The 16,992-nt window shown below is 44.9% G+C and carries 15 protein-coding genes and 2 pseudogenes; 5 read left to right on the top strand and 12 right to left on the bottom strand.

All coding sequences use genetic code 11. The annotated features are described in order from the left end of the window. Positions 1-10: 10 nt before the first annotated feature. The 4 genes and pseudogenes from GBN19_RS02460 to GBN19_RS02450 form a co-directional block, all read right to left on the bottom strand. A pseudogene (locus tag GBN19_RS02460) lies at positions 11-1,117 on the bottom strand (2-oxo acid dehydrogenase subunit E2); the annotation flags it as partial. A 77-nt stretch (positions 1,118-1,194) separates the two neighbouring features. After that, a pseudogene (locus GBN19_RS16335) lies at positions 1,195-1,561 on the bottom strand (biotin/lipoyl-containing protein); the annotation flags it as partial. A gap of 1 nt (position 1,562) precedes the next feature. After that, a complete protein-coding gene (locus GBN19_RS02455; protein WP_151777025.1) occupies positions 1,563-2,582 on the bottom strand; it encodes an alpha-ketoacid dehydrogenase subunit beta in 1,020 nt (339 codons plus the stop codon). A gap of 14 nt (positions 2,583-2,596) precedes the next feature. Continuing rightward, a complete protein-coding gene (locus tag GBN19_RS02450; protein ID WP_111891857.1) occupies positions 2,597-3,559 on the bottom strand; it encodes a thiamine pyrophosphate-dependent dehydrogenase E1 component subunit alpha in 963 nt (320 codons plus the stop codon). A 358-nt stretch (positions 3,560-3,917) separates the two neighbouring features. On the opposite strand from GBN19_RS02450, the gene lipA reads away from it, so the two are divergent. Next, a complete protein-coding gene (gene lipA, locus GBN19_RS02445; protein WP_151777024.1) occupies positions 3,918-4,880 on the top strand; it encodes a lipoyl synthase in 963 nt (320 codons plus the stop codon). A 278-nt stretch (positions 4,881-5,158) separates the two neighbouring features. After that, positions 5,159-6,247 (top strand): helix-turn-helix domain-containing protein, encoded by a 1,089-nt coding sequence (locus GBN19_RS02440; RefSeq protein WP_151777023.1) that lies wholly within the window; start codon positions 5,159-5,161, stop codon positions 6,245-6,247. 58 nt (positions 6,248-6,305) lie between these two features. On the opposite strand, the gene GBN19_RS02435 is transcribed toward GBN19_RS02440, so the two are convergent. Next, the gene (locus tag GBN19_RS02435; protein WP_151777022.1) at positions 6,306-7,679 is read right to left on the bottom strand and encodes a PepSY-associated TM helix domain-containing protein; all 1,374 of its coding nucleotides are present in this window, start codon (positions 7,677-7,679) and stop codon (positions 6,306-6,308) included. Positions 7,680-7,775: 96 nt separating this feature from the next. Between GBN19_RS02435 and GBN19_RS02430 the strand changes: the two genes are divergently transcribed. Both GBN19_RS02430 and GBN19_RS02425 read left to right on the top strand, forming a co-directional pair. Beyond that, entirely contained in the window at positions 7,776-8,177 is a 402-nt protein-coding gene (locus tag GBN19_RS02430) for a DUF2946 family protein (protein WP_151777021.1), read from the top strand. A 62-nt stretch (positions 8,178-8,239) separates the two neighbouring features. Next, entirely contained in the window at positions 8,240-10,354 is a 2,115-nt protein-coding gene (locus GBN19_RS02425) for a TonB-dependent receptor (protein ID WP_151777020.1), read from the top strand. Positions 10,355-10,406: 52 nt separating this feature from the next. Here the strand turns inward: GBN19_RS02425 and GBN19_RS02420 are convergent, their stop codons facing one another. The 7 genes from GBN19_RS02420 to GBN19_RS02390 all read right to left on the bottom strand — a co-directional run bounded on the left by GBN19_RS02420 (position 10,407) and on the right by GBN19_RS02390 (position 15,903). Further along, a complete protein-coding gene (locus GBN19_RS02420) occupies positions 10,407-11,453 on the bottom strand; it encodes a dipeptidase (RefSeq protein WP_151777019.1) in 1,047 nt (348 codons plus the stop codon). Continuing rightward, positions 11,450-12,601 carry a pyrroloquinoline quinone biosynthesis protein PqqE gene (pqqE, locus tag GBN19_RS02415; RefSeq protein ID WP_151777018.1) on the bottom strand — a complete coding sequence of 384 codons (1,152 nt, stop codon included), beginning with the start codon at positions 12,599-12,601 and terminating at the stop codon, positions 11,450-11,452. The genes GBN19_RS02420 and pqqE overlap by 4 nt, the downstream gene beginning before the upstream one ends. Further along, positions 12,594-12,872, bottom strand: a complete 279-nt coding sequence (gene pqqD / locus GBN19_RS02410) for a pyrroloquinoline quinone biosynthesis peptide chaperone PqqD (protein WP_151777058.1) — start codon at positions 12,870-12,872, stop codon at positions 12,594-12,596. The genes pqqE and pqqD overlap by 8 nt, the downstream gene beginning before the upstream one ends. A gap of 8 nt (positions 12,873-12,880) precedes the next feature. Beyond that, entirely contained in the window at positions 12,881-13,639 is a 759-nt protein-coding gene (gene pqqC, locus GBN19_RS02405) for a pyrroloquinoline-quinone synthase PqqC (protein ID WP_151709197.1), read from the bottom strand. Between the two features lie 9 nt (positions 13,640-13,648). Next, entirely contained in the window at positions 13,649-14,560 is a 912-nt protein-coding gene (gene pqqB, locus GBN19_RS02400; RefSeq protein ID WP_151777017.1) for a pyrroloquinoline quinone biosynthesis protein PqqB, read from the bottom strand. A 72-nt stretch (positions 14,561-14,632) separates the two neighbouring features. Beyond that, positions 14,633-14,707: a pyrroloquinoline quinone precursor peptide PqqA gene (gene pqqA / locus GBN19_RS02395; RefSeq protein WP_111892195.1), complete on the bottom strand. Its 75-nt coding sequence runs from the start codon at positions 14,705-14,707 to the stop codon at positions 14,633-14,635. A gap of 209 nt (positions 14,708-14,916) precedes the next feature. Continuing rightward, entirely contained in the window at positions 14,917-15,903 is a 987-nt protein-coding gene (locus tag GBN19_RS02390; protein WP_151777016.1) for an ion transporter, read from the bottom strand. Between the two features lie 152 nt (positions 15,904-16,055). Here GBN19_RS02390 and rbsK point away from each other — a divergent pair, with 152 nt between their 5' ends. Next, positions 16,056-16,988 carry a ribokinase gene (gene rbsK / locus GBN19_RS02385; RefSeq protein ID WP_151777015.1) on the top strand — a complete coding sequence of 311 codons (933 nt, stop codon included), beginning with the start codon at positions 16,056-16,058 and terminating at the stop codon, positions 16,986-16,988. Positions 16,989-16,992 lie beyond the last annotated feature (4 nt).

Below are 16,992 nucleotides of genomic sequence, written 5' to 3'. Positions count from 1 at the left end.
GCGGCTTCTCCTAGACCAAAATCAGGGCGGGATTTTCAACAAACTGTTTGAAGCTTGCCAAAAATTTTGCCCCAACTGCACCATCAATCACGCGGTGATCACAAGATAAAGTTGCCGTCACCATTTCCCGAACCACGATTTCACCTTGCTCAACCACAGCACGCGCTTCAGATGCACCGAGTGCCATAATCGCGCCTTGTGGCGGATTAATAATCGCATCAAACTGTTTAATGCCAAGCATGCCCAAATTGGAAATACTAAAGCTACCGCCCTGAAACTCGTCAGGTTGTAATTTTCCAGTTTTGGCACGAGTTGCTAGATCGCGCATTTCAGTTGAAATCTCAGACAGTGATTTTTGATCGGCTGCTTTGACAATCGGGGTGATTAAACCATTAGGAATCGCCACAGCCACTGAAATATCGGCCTGAGCAAATTGCAAAATCGACTGGGTTGCTTCGTCAAACTGCACATTGACCTCTGGCACTTTGAGCAATGCTGCGGCTGCCGCTTTAATCAACATATCGTTAATCGATAATTTCACCTGCGGAACGCTATCATTGATTTGCTTACGCAGGTTTTGCATCGCCTCAACATTCAAATCCACTGTTAAACGGAAATGCGGAGCATTGCGTTTTGCCGCTTGCAGACGTGAAGCAATTGCTTTACGCATGGCATTTAAGGCAATCGAAGTGACTTGACTTTTCGGTGTCGCATCTGCACTGGTCGCAGCAGATTCAGCACACACAGTACTTGGATTGTCCCGATAATACAGCGCTTCAACATCTTCCTTACACACGCGTCCACGCGAACCCGACACACGGCAATCATGCAGGTTAATGCCCCACTGTTTCGCCAAACGGCGCGCCACGGGTGTTGCCAAAACCTGACTATCATCGACATTGGATTTATACGGTTTACCACTGGCTTGATGTTTAATATCAGCCCATTGTCCGCCCGCAGCACGTACTGCGGTTTGGATGTCTTGTACGCTAATACGCCCTTCACGTCCTGAACCTGAAACTTTTGCCAAATTCACATTGTGCTTTGCAGCCAGTTTCAGTGCATGTGGCGTGGCAAAAATCGCGGTATCTTGCTGATAACCTTGTAATGCCGCAGGAATCACAAAACCCGTTTGTGTTGTCGCAGGTGCTTTAGCAACTGGTGCAGCCGTCGTTGCTACAGCTACAGATGGTGCTGCGACTTCAGCTTGCGGTACGGTTGTAGTAACAACCATTTCCGCCTGAGCTACAGGTGCAGCACTCACTGCTGCGCCCCCTAAAGACTGTACAAACTGTTCAATTTCAGCATCGGAAACACTGCTTTCTGCACAGACGGCAATCAGCCCACCGACAGGTAAAGTATCGCCATCTTTGGCAATAATTTTACGTAACGTGCTGCCAAAGGGCGCTTCAAGGACATTGACAATCTTGGTGGTTTCAATCTCACAGATTTCCTGACCTTTGCTAAAACTGTCGCCTTCCTGAATCAACCATTGGGCAATCGTGCCTTCTTCCATGGACAATCCCCATTTCGGGATTTCCAGCGTTTTGATTTCGCTCATCCTAAGCCTCCAATGTTTTACGTACAGCCTGCTCGATGCGTTCTACGCTCGGAATCCATTCCTTTTCCAGTACAGGTGAAAATGGCACGGGCGTATGTGGAGGCGTGACGAGTTCAATCGGTGCTTTCAGATAATGAAAGCCTTTTTGTGCAATCAGCGCAGCAACATCATGCCCGAAGCCACAACGCGCAGCCGATTCATCCACAATCACCACACGCCCTGTCGATGCAACCGATTCCAAAATACCTTCTTCATCCAGTGGTGAAATGGTGCGTGGGTCAACCACTTCCACCGAAATGCCTTCTTTGGCCAGTTTGTCAGCCACTTCATTGGCACGGTGCACCATCAAACTTAAAGCAATAATGGTGACATCTGTTCCTTCGCGGGTGTAATTCGCCACACCAAACAGAATGGTATAGGCTTCGTCTGGCACTTCACCTTTAATGTCGTACAGCATTTTGTGTTCGCAGAACACCACAGGATCATCATCACGGATGGCTTGAGTGAGTAGACCTTTGACATCGTAAGGGCTAGACGGCACAACCACCTTCAAACCTGGCACGGCTGCAAACACGTTATACGGTGATTGCGAGTGCTGCGCTGCTGCCGAGAAGCCTGCGCCAATCATGCCACGCACCACCATTGGGGCTTTGGCTTTGCCACCAAACATATAGCGGAATTTTGCGGCTTGGTTATACAACATGTCATGACAGACACCGTAAAAATCCATAAACATCAAGTCAGCGACAGGGCGCAAACCTGTTGCGGCTGCACCTGCCGCCATCCCGATAATCGCAGATTCGGTAATCGGCGTGTCAATCACGCGCTCTGAGCCAAACTCTGTCCATAAGCCTTTGGTGACACCGAGTACACCACCAAAACCTTCGATTTTATTTTCTTCGGTATTTTTACCACCATGTCCACCACGGACATCTTCCCCAACCACAAACACGGTTGGATCACGGCGCATTTCCAGTTCAATCGCTTCTTTGATCGCGTTACGAAAACTTTTATTTGGCATGATTCACTATTCCCTTAGTAAGACACATAAACGTCGGTCAAAAGTTGCTCGGCTTTTGGATATTCCGCCGCACGTGCTTTGGCAACCGCATCATCGACATTGGCTTTCGATGCCACATCAATCGCATCAAGTTTGGCAACATCGACTTTGCCTTTGACTTTTTTACGGAAAATTTTCAGTGGGTCTTTATGTTCTTTGACATAATCCACTTCTTCTTTAGAGCGGATCAATCCCGGATCGCCCTCAAAGTGCCCATAAAAACGGTTGGTCACGGTTTCAATCACACTTGGCCCTTCGCCACGGCGTGCACGCTCAATGGCTTTTTTCGCTGCGTCATATACGGCAAAGAAATCGGTACCATCGACCTTGACCGCAGGCAAACCAAAACCTGCTGCACGCCCTGCAATGTCTTTACTACCCACTGCGTAGTCGTGCCCTGTACCTTCACCAAAACCATTGTTTTCAAATACAAAGATCACTGGAAGATTCAGCACCACCGCCATATTCATGGCTTCAAAAGTCAAGCCTTGGTTAGAGCCACCATCACCTGTAAAAGACAGTCCAATCCCACCCGTTTTCAGGGTTTTCGCGGTCAATGCCGCACCAATTGCCAAAGGAGGGCCGCCGCCCACAATCCCGTTTGCACCGAGCATGCCCTTGTCCAGATCGGCAATATGCATCGAACCGCCTTTACCACGGCAAAGACCGTCATCTTTCCCAAAAATTTCCAGCATCATGGCGTGAATATCACAGCCTTTGGCAATACAGTGCCCATGCCCACGGTGAGTCGAGGTAATGTAGTCTTTATCGGTTAAATTTTCGCAGATACCCACTGCAACCGCTTCTTCACCACTGTATAAGTGAATGAACCCCGGAATATCACCATTGGTATTTTCTTCGTGAAGTCGGTCTTCAAATTCACGAATATCCCGCATACGTTTATATGCGGCAAGTAATTGCTCTTCAGTAAGCTGCATATCAATATCCCTTATATTTTAAATATCGTCTTTAAAATAAAATTAATCTGATAGTTCGATTTAAACCATCTGTATTTATATAAAATCAAATTGTGAATATTGGATATTAGACTAAAAAAATTTTTGATTTATTTTTAAATAAAAATTAAATAAAACAAGCAATTAAACCCACAAAATAAAATGTTATTTTTTATTAATAATCAATAAATTATAAAAACAAACCTTCAACCAACCTTTGCCTGATAATCTATAATGCTACTATTTTAATTTAACAGCATTAATGATTTTAAAATAGAGGTTATTTATACCTTATTCCGAGTAAATCAATCAATTTAAATCACATAAGGATATGTTTTAAATGTCACAAAGTATAAAACCACAACAAGGTGAAAAATTACGGGGTGCAGATAAACTGGCACGTATTCCCGTTAAAATTATTCCCAGTGAACATTTACCGAAAAAACCACAGTGGATACGTAGTAAAATCAGCGATCCTGAAGAAATTAAGCGCATTCAACGTTTATTAAGACAACAAAAGCTACATACCGTGTGTGAAGAAGCCGCTTGCCCCAATCTGCCACAATGCTTTGGCAGTGGCACTGCGACCTTTATGATCATGGGCGATATTTGCACGCGGCGTTGCCCATTTTGCGATGTGGCACATGGTCGCCCGTTGGCACTCGATGCCGATGAACCCATGCATCTTGCCGAAACGGTGGCACGTTTAAAGCTCAATTATGTGGTGATTACTTCCGTAGATCGGGATGATCTGGTCGATGGTGGCGCACAGCATTTTGTGGATTGCATTCAAGCAATTCGAGCGCAAAGTCCAGAGACGCGGATTGAAATTTTAGTGCCTGATTTTCGTGGACGCATGCCCTTGGCACTGGAGATTTTAAGCTGCTGCCCGCCCGATGTGTTTAATCACAATATTGAAACCGTACCACGCTTGTATAAAGCCATGCGTCCGGGTTCAGACTATCAGCACTCGCTCAATTTGCTTCAGCAGTTTAAACAACGCTGTCCCGATATTTTGACCAAATGCGGATTGATGGTCGGTCTGGGCGAGATTGAAGCCGAAGTGTTGGCTTTACTCAATGATCTGAAAGACCATGAGGTCGATCTGGTGACAATTGGACAATACTTACAGCCAAGTCCTGCACATGCTCCAATTCAGCGTTTTGTCGACCCTGCCGAATTTCAGCGTTATCAAACGCATGGTCAGCATTTGCAGTTTTTTAATTTATGGAGTGCGCCGATGGTGCGTTCCAGTTACTTTGCCGACAAACAATATAAAGGAGAAAATCTACCTGTTTTTTAATAACCATAGAAAAAACAAGTGTTTCATTTTACAGTTCACAAAGTACCGAAATTTTTTAACATTTTTCGAGCAAACTACAGCAACAATCTGCTATAAATTGGTGTGGGAGATGAGGCGACACAAGATTTAAAAATAGCCAAGAGATCTGGACAAACTGCTGTTTTAGATCATAAAAAATCGTTTCTTTGCTGTGAATTTGAATGCACTAAACTGTGATGGGACAGACAAAATGCTCAACGGATATGAGCCTAATGCCCCATCCTTTGAAGGATAACAACATGGATATGCAACACACTCGTTTTTCTAGCACATCTGCTGATTCACTTCTTTCTTTAACTGCCGCACCACTGCTTTGTTTAGAGCAAAACTGGCAGTCTTCCTTATTTGGGCGCAGTATTCAACACGGGCAACGCGAGCTTGCCAGTATTGCTGATGAAGCGGGCATGGCGATTGGCGTCACGGACAGTTGTGGCACACTGCTATGGGCATGGAGTAGCAAAGTCATGCGCTCCTCTGCCGAACAGGTGCATTTTGTCGAAGGTGGACAATGGTCAACCCAATCGGTGGGAACCAATGCGATTGGTCTAGCACTCAATACCCATCAAACCAGTTGTGTCTATTCTCATGAAAATAGCATGAATAGTGTGCGTGACTGGGTCTGTTACGCCACCCCGATTATTGACCAAAAAACCAAGCAATATTATGGTATTATGAATTTATCTGCCAAATATAAACGCCATAGCACTTTGGGAAAATTGGCGGTCGAACGCTGTGCAGAATTACTCAGCCAAATTTTTCATGCACAACAGCAAGACTGCCTGTCCATGAATCTATTTGGCACACCCCAAATCAGTTTCAATCAAACAATTCTCACCCTAACCCAACGCCAAACCGAAATCTTATGTATTTTGGCACTCTGCCCCGCAGGGATTCAGCTCGATGAACTGCACTATGCGCTTTATGGCGATCGGGACGTCAGTTTAACGACCTTAAAAGCCGAAATTTCGCAGCTTCGACATTTGCTTAAAGGTGGAATTCAGTCACGTTGTTATCGTCTGAATTGTGAGTTGCAATGCGACTTTCTCATGGCAGAAAAAGCCCTGAATGCAGGCTATATGCAAACCGTGTTTAATTTATATAAAGGTGAATTTTTACCGAAAACCGATAGCCCATTTTTACGGGCATGGCGCGATGCTTTTGATGCACGTTTAAGCCACTATATTTATCACTGTCGGGATGCAAACTTGCTCCTAAATCTGGTGAATCGTGCGCCTGAACGTCTGGATGCGATTGAACGGTTACTAGAGATTTTACCTGAAGACAGCCCGTATTTAGACAAAGTACAGGCCTTGCTTAGTCATAGCTAAACATTCTAAATTAATTGATCATCTGCCAATGCATCAATTGAAAGTGGCAGGTTGATGTTTAATCCACCGCACCTTGTGGCTTTCTGAGATTCAGCATCCACAACATGATCTGTAATGCCAAAATACTTAAAACCCAGACAGGCATTAAAAAATAAAGCACTGCTAAAACCAGTAAACTGACCCCACGCTGTACAGCATTGGCACACTGCCACAAACGTATCACCTGACGATTGAGATGCTGCAAGGTTGAACGTGCCTGTGCATAGCTCCACCACGCCCGATAAGCAAAAACCACCAACCCCAAAATCAAAGCACCACTGAGTACCAACACCAGTTGATTGACCCAGCCAAACAGCACCCCAATATGGGCATCAACCCCCCAACGGGTCAGCTTGGCAGACAATGGAAATTTGGCAAACTCGATTTGATCGACCACTTTTTGTTGCTGCATATCCACCGCAATCGCATCGACTTGTACAGGCCAACGATGACGCATTTCTTCAATCGTCCATGCCTTGTCACTGCTATAACTCGGTTTAATTTGCAAATATTCTGAAGTCAGCCCATTTTGCTGTGCCAGTTTTTCAATGATGTCAAAATTTTTCAAAATCAGTGGTTGCTGCTGAACTGACATGGGCATCGACATGTGATGTTCTGCATGAGCGTCCATCGGCATAGACATCGACATAGGACTAAGTTGAGTATTTAGAGTGGGCGTATCGCTGTTTGCCAAATGTCGCAGTTTGGCAATATTCGCCCCTGCCCAGTTTGACCATGTCAGCCCTGTAGCTGAAAAAAACAGTAGCATTGGAAATACACTTAAACCTATCCACGTATGCCAGCGCAAGTTCTTTTGTCGCGCATGTGCTTTACCAACTTTCATCTGCTGACGTTTTCGATACCACTGCCATAACCCAGTCAGCGCAAAAATCCCGAGCCAACTGGCTGCTAACTCACTGTAGGCACGCCCAAATGTACCGAGCAGCAAGTTGCGATGTAAGTTATCTAAAAAGGTACGAATTGGCAGTACACCACTGGTGCCATAGACAGGTAATTGTCCTTGTACGGCAAGCGTATACGGATTAATAAAAACAGCATGGCTATGCTCAGGATCGTTCGGATCGAGATATAAAACCCGCGTGGTCGCATCGGGTTGCGGGGCAGGACGTACAGCCGTAATGATTGCTTTTTTTGGTAAAACCTTTTGTGCAGCAGCCACTTGTAGACTTAAGGCTTGTTCTGACTGGGACAGATCATGCACGGCAAAGAGCTGCTTTTGATACACCGCATGTTCAATCTGTGGGGTCAGTGCGTAAAGCAAACCTGTCAATGCAGCAATAAAAATAAACGGCGCAACCAACACTCCAAGCTGGACATGCAAGACATGTAGCAATTGATTGGAAAAGTGAGTTTGCGATGAATTTTTCTGCATAAAACAGCCCAGAACCTTCAAAAATAGGCTGCATCTTATCAATCTTATGCTACGCTGTGCATCTTTTTTGGGGAATGCTGGAACTTGGATTAAGTCATGCGGCGTTATGGTTTGTTTTTCGGCTTGATGGCACTTTTGCTGCAAAACCTTGTGTTTTGGCAAGTCGCTATGCCTAAAAGCATGCAAAACAACATGATTTGTGAACAGATTAGCGTTGCACTTGAACAAAGCAGCATGTCCATGTCACAGATGCATATGTCTGCGGCTGAGCATTCCCAAATGCAAAAACAACATGACAAAATGTTACAGCATTGTCACTTTTGCGAGTTATTCCATCACCTCTCGCCAATCACTGAGCCGAACTTAAGCCTGATTGAAGACAAAATTCTGGTTCGCCTGATCGTCTTCGCAGCGCTCAGCTATGTGTTTTTCTATCTACGTCGTTTATTTCTCTGCCCCCAAGGTCGAGCACCGCCTTTTGCCTTCAACTTCGCATAGTTTTGTTTAAGCGAATTTTGTTCGCATACCCTTATTTTGCTTTTGTTGAAAGGCTCTTTGTTATGCCACATCGTTTTTTATTGCACCCTTTAACTTGGGGAATTCTTGCTGCATCTATTTCTGCAACGTCTCATGCTGCTGATCAGGTGAGCGACTCAACCACCATTTCAGACTTACCAACTATTACGGTTTCTGCCGAAAAACAGGATGAACGCCATTTGTCCTCTCAGGCCATCACCCAGTTCAAACATAACTTGCTTGAAGTGCCCTTTACCAAATCGCATGTTTCTGAAAAAGATATTCAAAACTACAACATCCAGCGCGTCAGCGATGCACTGGCTTTGGTGAATGGTGTGATGTATCAGGACAGTTATGGCGGCGGTTTTTGGGATAACTATTCATTTCGTGGCTTTAGCACCGACCCAAACATGGGTACGATGTACATGCGTAACGGTTTGAGTTCTCTGAGTGGAATTCATGCGCCACGCGACATGGTCAACATCCAGTCGATTGATTTTCTCAAAGGACCAATGGCTGCCATGTATGGACAAGGTGCGATTGGCGGGATCATGAACATCACCACCAAGCAGCCTGAGTGGCAACCTAAAACTGAAGTTTCTGTCAGTGGCAGTACCGAACGACAGTATCGCGGTTCAATCGATACCACAGGTGCAATCAATGATGCACTTACCTACCGCTTAGGTGTGGCGTATGAAAATAACCAAAGTTTCCGCGATCATGTCGATAATCAACATAATTACATCGCACCACAACTGGCATGGAAAATCTCCGATCAAACCCAGCTCAATCTCGATACCGAATTTGCAAATTATCGCGGGGTGTTTGACCGTGGCATTCCGATGGTCAACGGTCAGTTTGGGAATATTCACAGCTTCTATGGTGAACCTAGCGATGGCGATATCAAGATTAAAGATCAGATGCTTCAGCTTCGCCTGAATCATCAATTGAATGACAATTGGGACAGCACCACCGCACTGAGTTATGAACACGGCGAACGTGAAGGCACATCGACTGAGATTTCATCGCTCAAAGATGAGCAAACCGCCAACCGTTTCCGCCGCTATCGACATTTTGAAACCGACACCACCCAGTTTCAGCAAATTTTACGTGGAAAATTCAGTACAGGTTCGATTCGCCATGAAGTGGTTGCCAACGTTGAAGCGGGTCACTACACCATCGACCAGTTACAGTTAAGAAGCGCGTCTGGGGCAGATAAAGATAATCAGATTAACATTGCCAATCCTGTCTACGGTCAGACCATTTTACCACTGACCCGTACCACCAAATACAACCAAGAAACCCAAGACATGTTGGGGCTCAACCTACAAGATCAGATCTTCCTGAATGATCAATGGAATGTGGTGTTAGGTGGACGCTATAACCGTTTACAGCAACAGATTGATGATTACCGCACAGGGATTTCTGCCAAACAAGCCTTTACTCCATTTACCCCACGCGCTGCGATTAATTATCAACCGACTGCAAAATGGTCACTGTATAGCAACTGGGGCAAGTCCTTTGAACTCAACACAGGTCTAGACAAGAACAATCAACTCTATGCCCCTGAAAAAACCGAAAGCTGGGAAATTGGTACGAAATATCAGTTCTTGCCAAAAAGCTGGTTGGGGCTAACTTATTTTAATCTGGATAAGCACCATTTGCTAACTGAAGGGACTAAAGGCATTAGCGACAGTTATGTGGATAGTGGGCATGTACAAAGTCATGGTCTTGAAGTCGAATTGCAGCATCAACTCACCGAAAATTTACGGATAAATGCCAACTACACATTGACCCACGCATCAGTGATTGAAAGTGAAGTCGATACCAAAGGTGCACGCCTGAAAAATATTCCAAAACATACCGCGAACCTATCAGCAGATTATCAGTTCCATATTGCAGATTACCCTGCGGGACTGGTGGGCAATCTCAATTACTTTGGAAAACGCAGCGCCAATTACATCGATAACGGTACAAGCTTGCCATCATTTACTGTGGTGAATGTCGGTGGGTATTTGTTGCCGCGTCCAGATGTTCGGGTGCAGCTCAATATCAGCAACCTGTTTAACCACACCTATTATGTGTCGAGTTATACCAATTACTGGGTTCAACCAGGTGAGCCACTAAAAGCAACACTCACTTTAAACTGGACATTTTAATTTTTGGGTTTGCACGCCATCTTGATGGTGGCGTGTATCTGAATGACTTAGGCTATTTACCCCAAATTCGTTCCAAGGTATTGAGCCAGTTTTCTCGACATAACTGATGAATCAGATTTTCACTATAACCGCGTCGCTGCTGCATGCGTTGCACAATCTTTGGCAAACCTGTCACATCTTCAAGTTCCTGACTGATAAAACCACCATCAAAGTCTGAACCAAAGCCCACGTGTGCTTCTCCGACATGTGCCATCAGATATTCAATATGATCCAGAATCACATCAAGCGAGGTCTCGCGATTACGCTGACCATCCTCACGTAAAAATGCGGTATCGAAATTCACCCCGATCATGCCTTGCGTTTCCTGAAAGGCTTTCAGTTGATGATCGGTCAAATTACGTGCTTGTGGACATAAGGTATGGGCATTGGAATGCGTGGCAACCAACGGCTGTTGCAACAGTTCTGCCGTATCCCAAAAGGCACGTTCGTTCATATGCGATACATCCACGACCATGCGCAGTTCAGCACAGCGCTTCACCAACTGTTTACCTAAATCGGTCAGCCCTGCACCTGTGTTGGGTGAATGTGGAAATGCTGCTTTTAAGCCATGTCCAAACAGACTTTGTCGGTTCCACAATGGGCCAATGCTACGTAAACCCGCCTGATACAATACATCGAGCAATTCAAGATCTTCGGCAATTGCTTCTGCACCTTCCAGATGCAGCACCACTGCCAATTTCTGTTGTTCAATACACTGGCGAATCTCCGCACTGCTGGTACAGAGTTTCACCTGCTGATTAGGATCAGTAACAATCTCTTGTAAAATCGCCAGTTGCTTCAAACAAATGTTTTGCATGTCCTGCTGGCTAAACTGATCAGCCTGCGGATTAGCCAGTTTATGAGGTACATGCTGCTGCACATATTCAAAAGGTGGTACAAATATGGCAAACAAACCACCTGCAAAACCTGCCATTTGGCAACGCTGCAAATCCATTTCCCCTGCAAGGCGTTGTTGTAAAAATGCCTGCGCAGGGTTGGGTGAATTGCTCAACCATAAGCGTGTCAGCACGTCATTATGACCATCAAACACCAAACTCATGATGATTTACCCTCAAGTTGTTGCACTTGGATTCGGGTCAATTTTTTAGAATTACGCGGATTTCTAAATTGCAGTTGCTCGAAGGTCAGTGGTTGCTCGCTTTCAGCCCGTGCCTCTTCAATCAAATGATGCTGTGACGATTTGCCACAGACTGGATCAGGCTGACTGGCATCCCCCGTCAGTATAAAGGCTTGGCAACGGCAGCCCCCATAATCTTTGCCTTTTTCATCACAGCTACGACACGGTTCAGGCATCCACGCAGCGCCACGGAAAGTATTAAAACCTGTAGATTGATACCAAATCTCCGACAAACTTTGCTCACGGATATTCGGAAACTGAATCGGCAACTGACGCGCAGCATGACATGGCAAGGCTGTACCATCGGGTGCAACAGTCAGGAAGATTTTGCCCCAACCATTCATACAGGCTTTGGGACGTTCCTCATAATAATCGGGCACCACGAAAATCAATTTGCAAGGATGGTTTTGCTGTTTGAGTTTGGCACGGTATTCATTGGTAATTCGTTCTGCACGAACCAGTTGTTCTTTGGTCGGCAATAATCCCTGACGATTTAAAAATGCCCAACCATAAAACTGACAAATCGCCAATTCCACCGTATCGGCTTCAAGCTCAATACACAGTTCAATAATTTTATCAATCTGATCAATATTATGCCGATGAATCACAAAGTTCAGCACCATCGGATAATTGTACTGCTTGACCAAACGGCTCATGGCATATTTCTGCTCAAAAGCATGTTTTGAACCTGCCAAAGCATTATTCACCGTTGGATCACTGGCTTGGAAACTGACCTGAATATGATCTAGCCCTGCCTGTTTCAGCGCGGCAATCCGTTGTTCGGTCAGACCCATACCCGAAGTGATCAGGTTGGTATAAAACCCAAGCTGATGCGCATGCTGAACCAGTTGTTCCAAGTCCTGACGTACCAAAGGCTCACCGCCCGAAAACCCCAATTGCACCGCCCCCATCTGACGTGCCTGATCAAACACCCGACACCATTCTTCAGTGCTGAGTTCTTGCTGATACGCAGCATAATCCAGTGGATTGGAACAATATGGACACTGTAACGGGCAGCGATAGGTCAGCTCTGCCAACAGCCAAAGCGGTAAGCCAACACCCTCAACCATGCAGATCAATCCAGTGTTGTTGCTGTGCCACCAGCATATAATCCACCACGTCCTGCTCAATTTCGGCAATATCGCCAAACTGCTGTTTCAGTACAGTCACAATGTCTGCCACAGAACGCTGTCCATCAATCTGCTGCCCAATCGCGGCGGCACTGCCATTGAGTGTGATCATCCCTTCAGGATATAAAATCACATGGGCATTTTGTGCCGCTTCAAACTGAAAACGGTAGCCTTGTCGCCATGCAGGCACTTGGGTTAAGTCAAAATCCATTTTTTCACTCACTTAAACAATCCTGTATGCCAAACGCGTTGTTCAGTCACACTATGATATGGGGCTTGATTGTGTACATAGGCCAAGGTCAATGCATCTAAAATCGTCCATAAAATGTCGAGCTTAAATTGCAAGATTTCCAACATGCGTTGCTGTTCAGCATAGCTGGTAAATGACTCAAGGGTAATGCTCATCCCATGTTCTACGTCACGGCGTGCCTGACTTAAACGCGAACGGAAATATTCATAGCCTTGGTCATTAATCCACGGATAATGCTGTGGCCAAGAATCCAGACGTGACTGGTGAATTTGCGGTGCAAACAACTCGGTCAATGAACTACTGGCCGCTTCACGCCACGGCGCACGACGGGCAAAGTTGACATATGCATCTACAGCAAAACGCACGCCTGGCAGTACCAGTTCTTCAGACATCACCTGCTCACGGGTCAAGCCCACAGCTTCCGCCAAGCGCAACCATGCTTCACGCCCACCGCCATCAGGAAAAATACCATCCTGATCAATCATGCGCTGAATCCATTCCTGACGCACACGCTGGTCAGGGCAATTTGCCATGATCGCTGCATCTTTCAATGGAATATTGATCTGATAATAATAACGGTTCGCCACCCACGCCTGAATTTGCTGCTGCGTGGCTTTGCCTTCATACATCATCACATGAAACGGATGATAAATATGGTAATAACGCCCTTTATCTAAAATCGCCTGCTTGAACTGTTCAGGGCTCATTGCCTGTGTTTGCTCTGTCATTATTATCCCTTAAAGTTCAATCTGCATGCCGTCAAATGCCACTTCCACACCATGCGCCTGTAACTTAGCGCACTCGGCAGATGCTTCATTTAAAATCGGATTGGTATTGTTAATGTGGATATACACCTTGCGCGGTTTGTCGAGCTGATCCAGATAAGACAACGAACCACCTTCGCCACCAATATATAAATGCCCCATTTCACGCCCAGTTTTCTGACCGACGCCACATTGCTGCATTTCATCATCTGCCCACAATGTTCCATCAATCATGACGCAATCCGACGCTGCCATAATCTGCATGATCTCGTCACTGATTTTTCCAAGCCCCGGGGCATAGAACAGTTGTTTTTGCGTTTTAAGATCACGAACAATCAGCGCGATATTGTCACCGTCGTGCGGATCATGGCGATGTGGAGAATACGGCGGCGCAGCACTGCGAATAACCAGCGGTTGGAATTCCAATTGATCAAAGCCAGTGATTTGAAAAGCTTGTTTTGGATCAATCAGATGGTGCTGCAAACCACCATTCCAGTGTTTCAGCATATTGAAAATCGGAAAACCAGTGGTCAGGTCTTGATGAACCATATCGGTACACCACACATCAATCGGGCAACCTTCACGTAAGGTTAAGAGCCCTGTGGTGTGATCGAGTTGGCTATCCATCAACACGACACTACGAATTCCTGTATCACGCAATTTACGTGCAGGTTGTGCCGCTTTAAAATCAAAAAGTTGCTGACGAATGTCAGGAGAGGCATTACACAAAATCCAGTCAACTCCATTTTCGGAAATGGCAATTGAAGACTGAGTACGCGGTTTAGCCTGAATCGTTCCTTGGCGTACGCCCGAGCAGTTGGCACAGTTACAGTTCCACTGTGGGAAACCACCACCTGCTGCTGATCCTAATACATGAATATACATAATTTTTAACTTTTACAAAGAGATAAGCCCTAGTAAATCTAGGGCTTATAAATTGACTATAAACAGCGAGGCTTAGCGCGCTTCAAAATACATAGTCACTTCAAAACCAATACGGATATCAGTATAAGCAGGTTTAGTCCATTGCATTGCAATTCCTCCAGATAGTATTTTTTGCAAGACTGCTTAGTCTTTAGCAAAACTTTATAAAAGACTAAGGTCGCATTGTAACGAAAATTTTTCAAGGTGCAAATTGGCGAAAACTACACTTGTTGTAATCTCATGCGTTTAGATACAAAACGCTACAAAGCAGAGTAATTTTCACATGGTGATAATATTGAGTGAAAATCAAATCAACCTTAATCATGCAATTTTTCACCACAATGTGGACAATATTTATAATGTTTTAATTGTTGTTCTTTTTCTTCAAGGATTTGTTCTCGAATAAGTTGCATCTGAATTTCATGAATCTGCTCTTTCCTTAACCCTACTGCACGTCCAATTTTTTGTATTTGTTTTTCATCATTTACCAAATCCAAATCTTTTTCGATAATCAATTCACGAAATTCCTGTTCAAGGCGTTGTTTACGCACGTTCAGCTCATTGGCCAAACCTGTTGCTAAAATACCTGCGGGTAAAGCCGCAAGTCCTACCCCGAGCACCATAATCACCGAACCAAGCAATTTTCCTGCGTTGGTCACAGGCGTGACATCGCCATATCCAACGGTGGTTAAAGTCACCACTGCCCACCACATCGCCTGTGGAATTGAGCCAAATACCTGTGGCTGAGCATGATGTTCAAAGGCATAAACCCCCCCTGCTGCCAGTACAATCATGATGATTAAAATAAAGATGACCGCCTGAAATGAACCTTTCTCACGCTCAAGAACATTCAACAGGATTTGTAATGACACAAAATAACGGGTCAACTTCAGCAATCGCAGTAAGCGCAAGATTCGTAAATAGCTCAAATCCATATGTACAAAAAAGTTGAGATACGCAGGGAAAATTGCAATAAAATCAACGATAGCTGCACCACTTAACAACCAGCGACAGCGCTGTTTCCATGCAGGTGTTTCCGTATCTTCTTCGACCACGCTCCATAGTCTTAGCAAATATTCAAACGTGAACACTGCAATTGAAATATGTTCAAAGCGATCAAAATAAACCGCGTGTGCCAAATAAACATGATCAATAGACTCAACCAAAACCGCCGAAACATTGGCAATAATCATGATAATCAGCAAATAGTTAAAATAACGGCTTGCAGGAGTATCGTAATCAGAATTATGAAGCACATCATAGCAATAGCGACGTGTACGACGATAGTAAGCTGAAACTGCCATGGCAAAGGCACGAAAAAGTAAAATTCGATATTAACAAATTCCATATAAACTTTGAGGAATTTTCTCTGTGCAGCAACCATCGTCTAGGTTCATCTTCACCCACCCCTCAAAATCTTTTATGCTGTCAGCAATAATTCGTTGTGAGCCTATATATGACAAATAACAATAAACAGCTCGTGGTTCTTGGCAGTATCAATGTCGATCATATTTTAAATGTGCCTGCTTTTCCCCAAGCAGGACAAACCATTACTGGACAGCATTATCAGTTGGCTTTTGGTGGCAAAGGTGCAAATCAGGCGGTTGCTGCCAGTCGAAGTGGTGCGAATACGGCTTTTATTGCCTGTTTAGGCAGTGATGCTATTGCCGATGATATTTTGATGCAATTCACTCAAGATGGAATCAACCTCCAATCTGTTCATAAAGTTCCTGAGCAGACCACAGGGGTTGCGCTGATTTTTGTCAATCGTGAAGCAGAAAACTGTATTGGAATTTATGTAGGTGCAAATGCCTGTTTAGACAAAAATTATGTGAAGAAATATGCGTATCAGATTCATCAAGCAGATGCATTGTTGTTGCAACTCGAAACGCCTTTGGACAGTTTGATTGAGGCTGTAAAAATTGCCAAGGCAGCAAGAAAAATGGTGGTACTTAACCCAGCACCTGCACAGACTTTACCACTAGATTTTTTGCAACAGATTGACCTCATCACCCCCAATGAAACGGAAGCTTCGCAGCTCACGGGTATACAGGTCAAAGACCTTTCAAGTGCTGAACAGGCAGCACAAATCCTTCATGACAAAGGTATCCCGAACATCATTATTACTTTAGGTGAGCATGGTGTTTGGCTCAGTCAAAATGGACAAGGTCAACACGTTCCTGCATTTAAAGTTCATGCAGTTGATACCACAGGCGCGGGTGATACCTTTAATGGCGCATTAATGACCGCATTTCTTGAAGGTCAGGGTTTGATCGATGCCTGTTATTTTGCCAGTGCAGCAGCAGCCTTAGCCGTAACTCAAGCAGGTGCACAACCCGCTATTCCTTGGCGAGCAGAGATTGAAAAATTTCTGATAAATTTTAAATAAATAT

Source organism: Acinetobacter brisouii (genome assembly GCF_008993995.1).
GTDB classification, from domain to species: domain Bacteria; phylum Pseudomonadota; class Gammaproteobacteria; order Pseudomonadales; family Moraxellaceae; genus Acinetobacter; species Acinetobacter brisouii_A.
The sequence above is the reverse complement of the archived record's forward strand: the minus strand, read 5'-3'. Positions and strand labels throughout refer to the sequence as shown.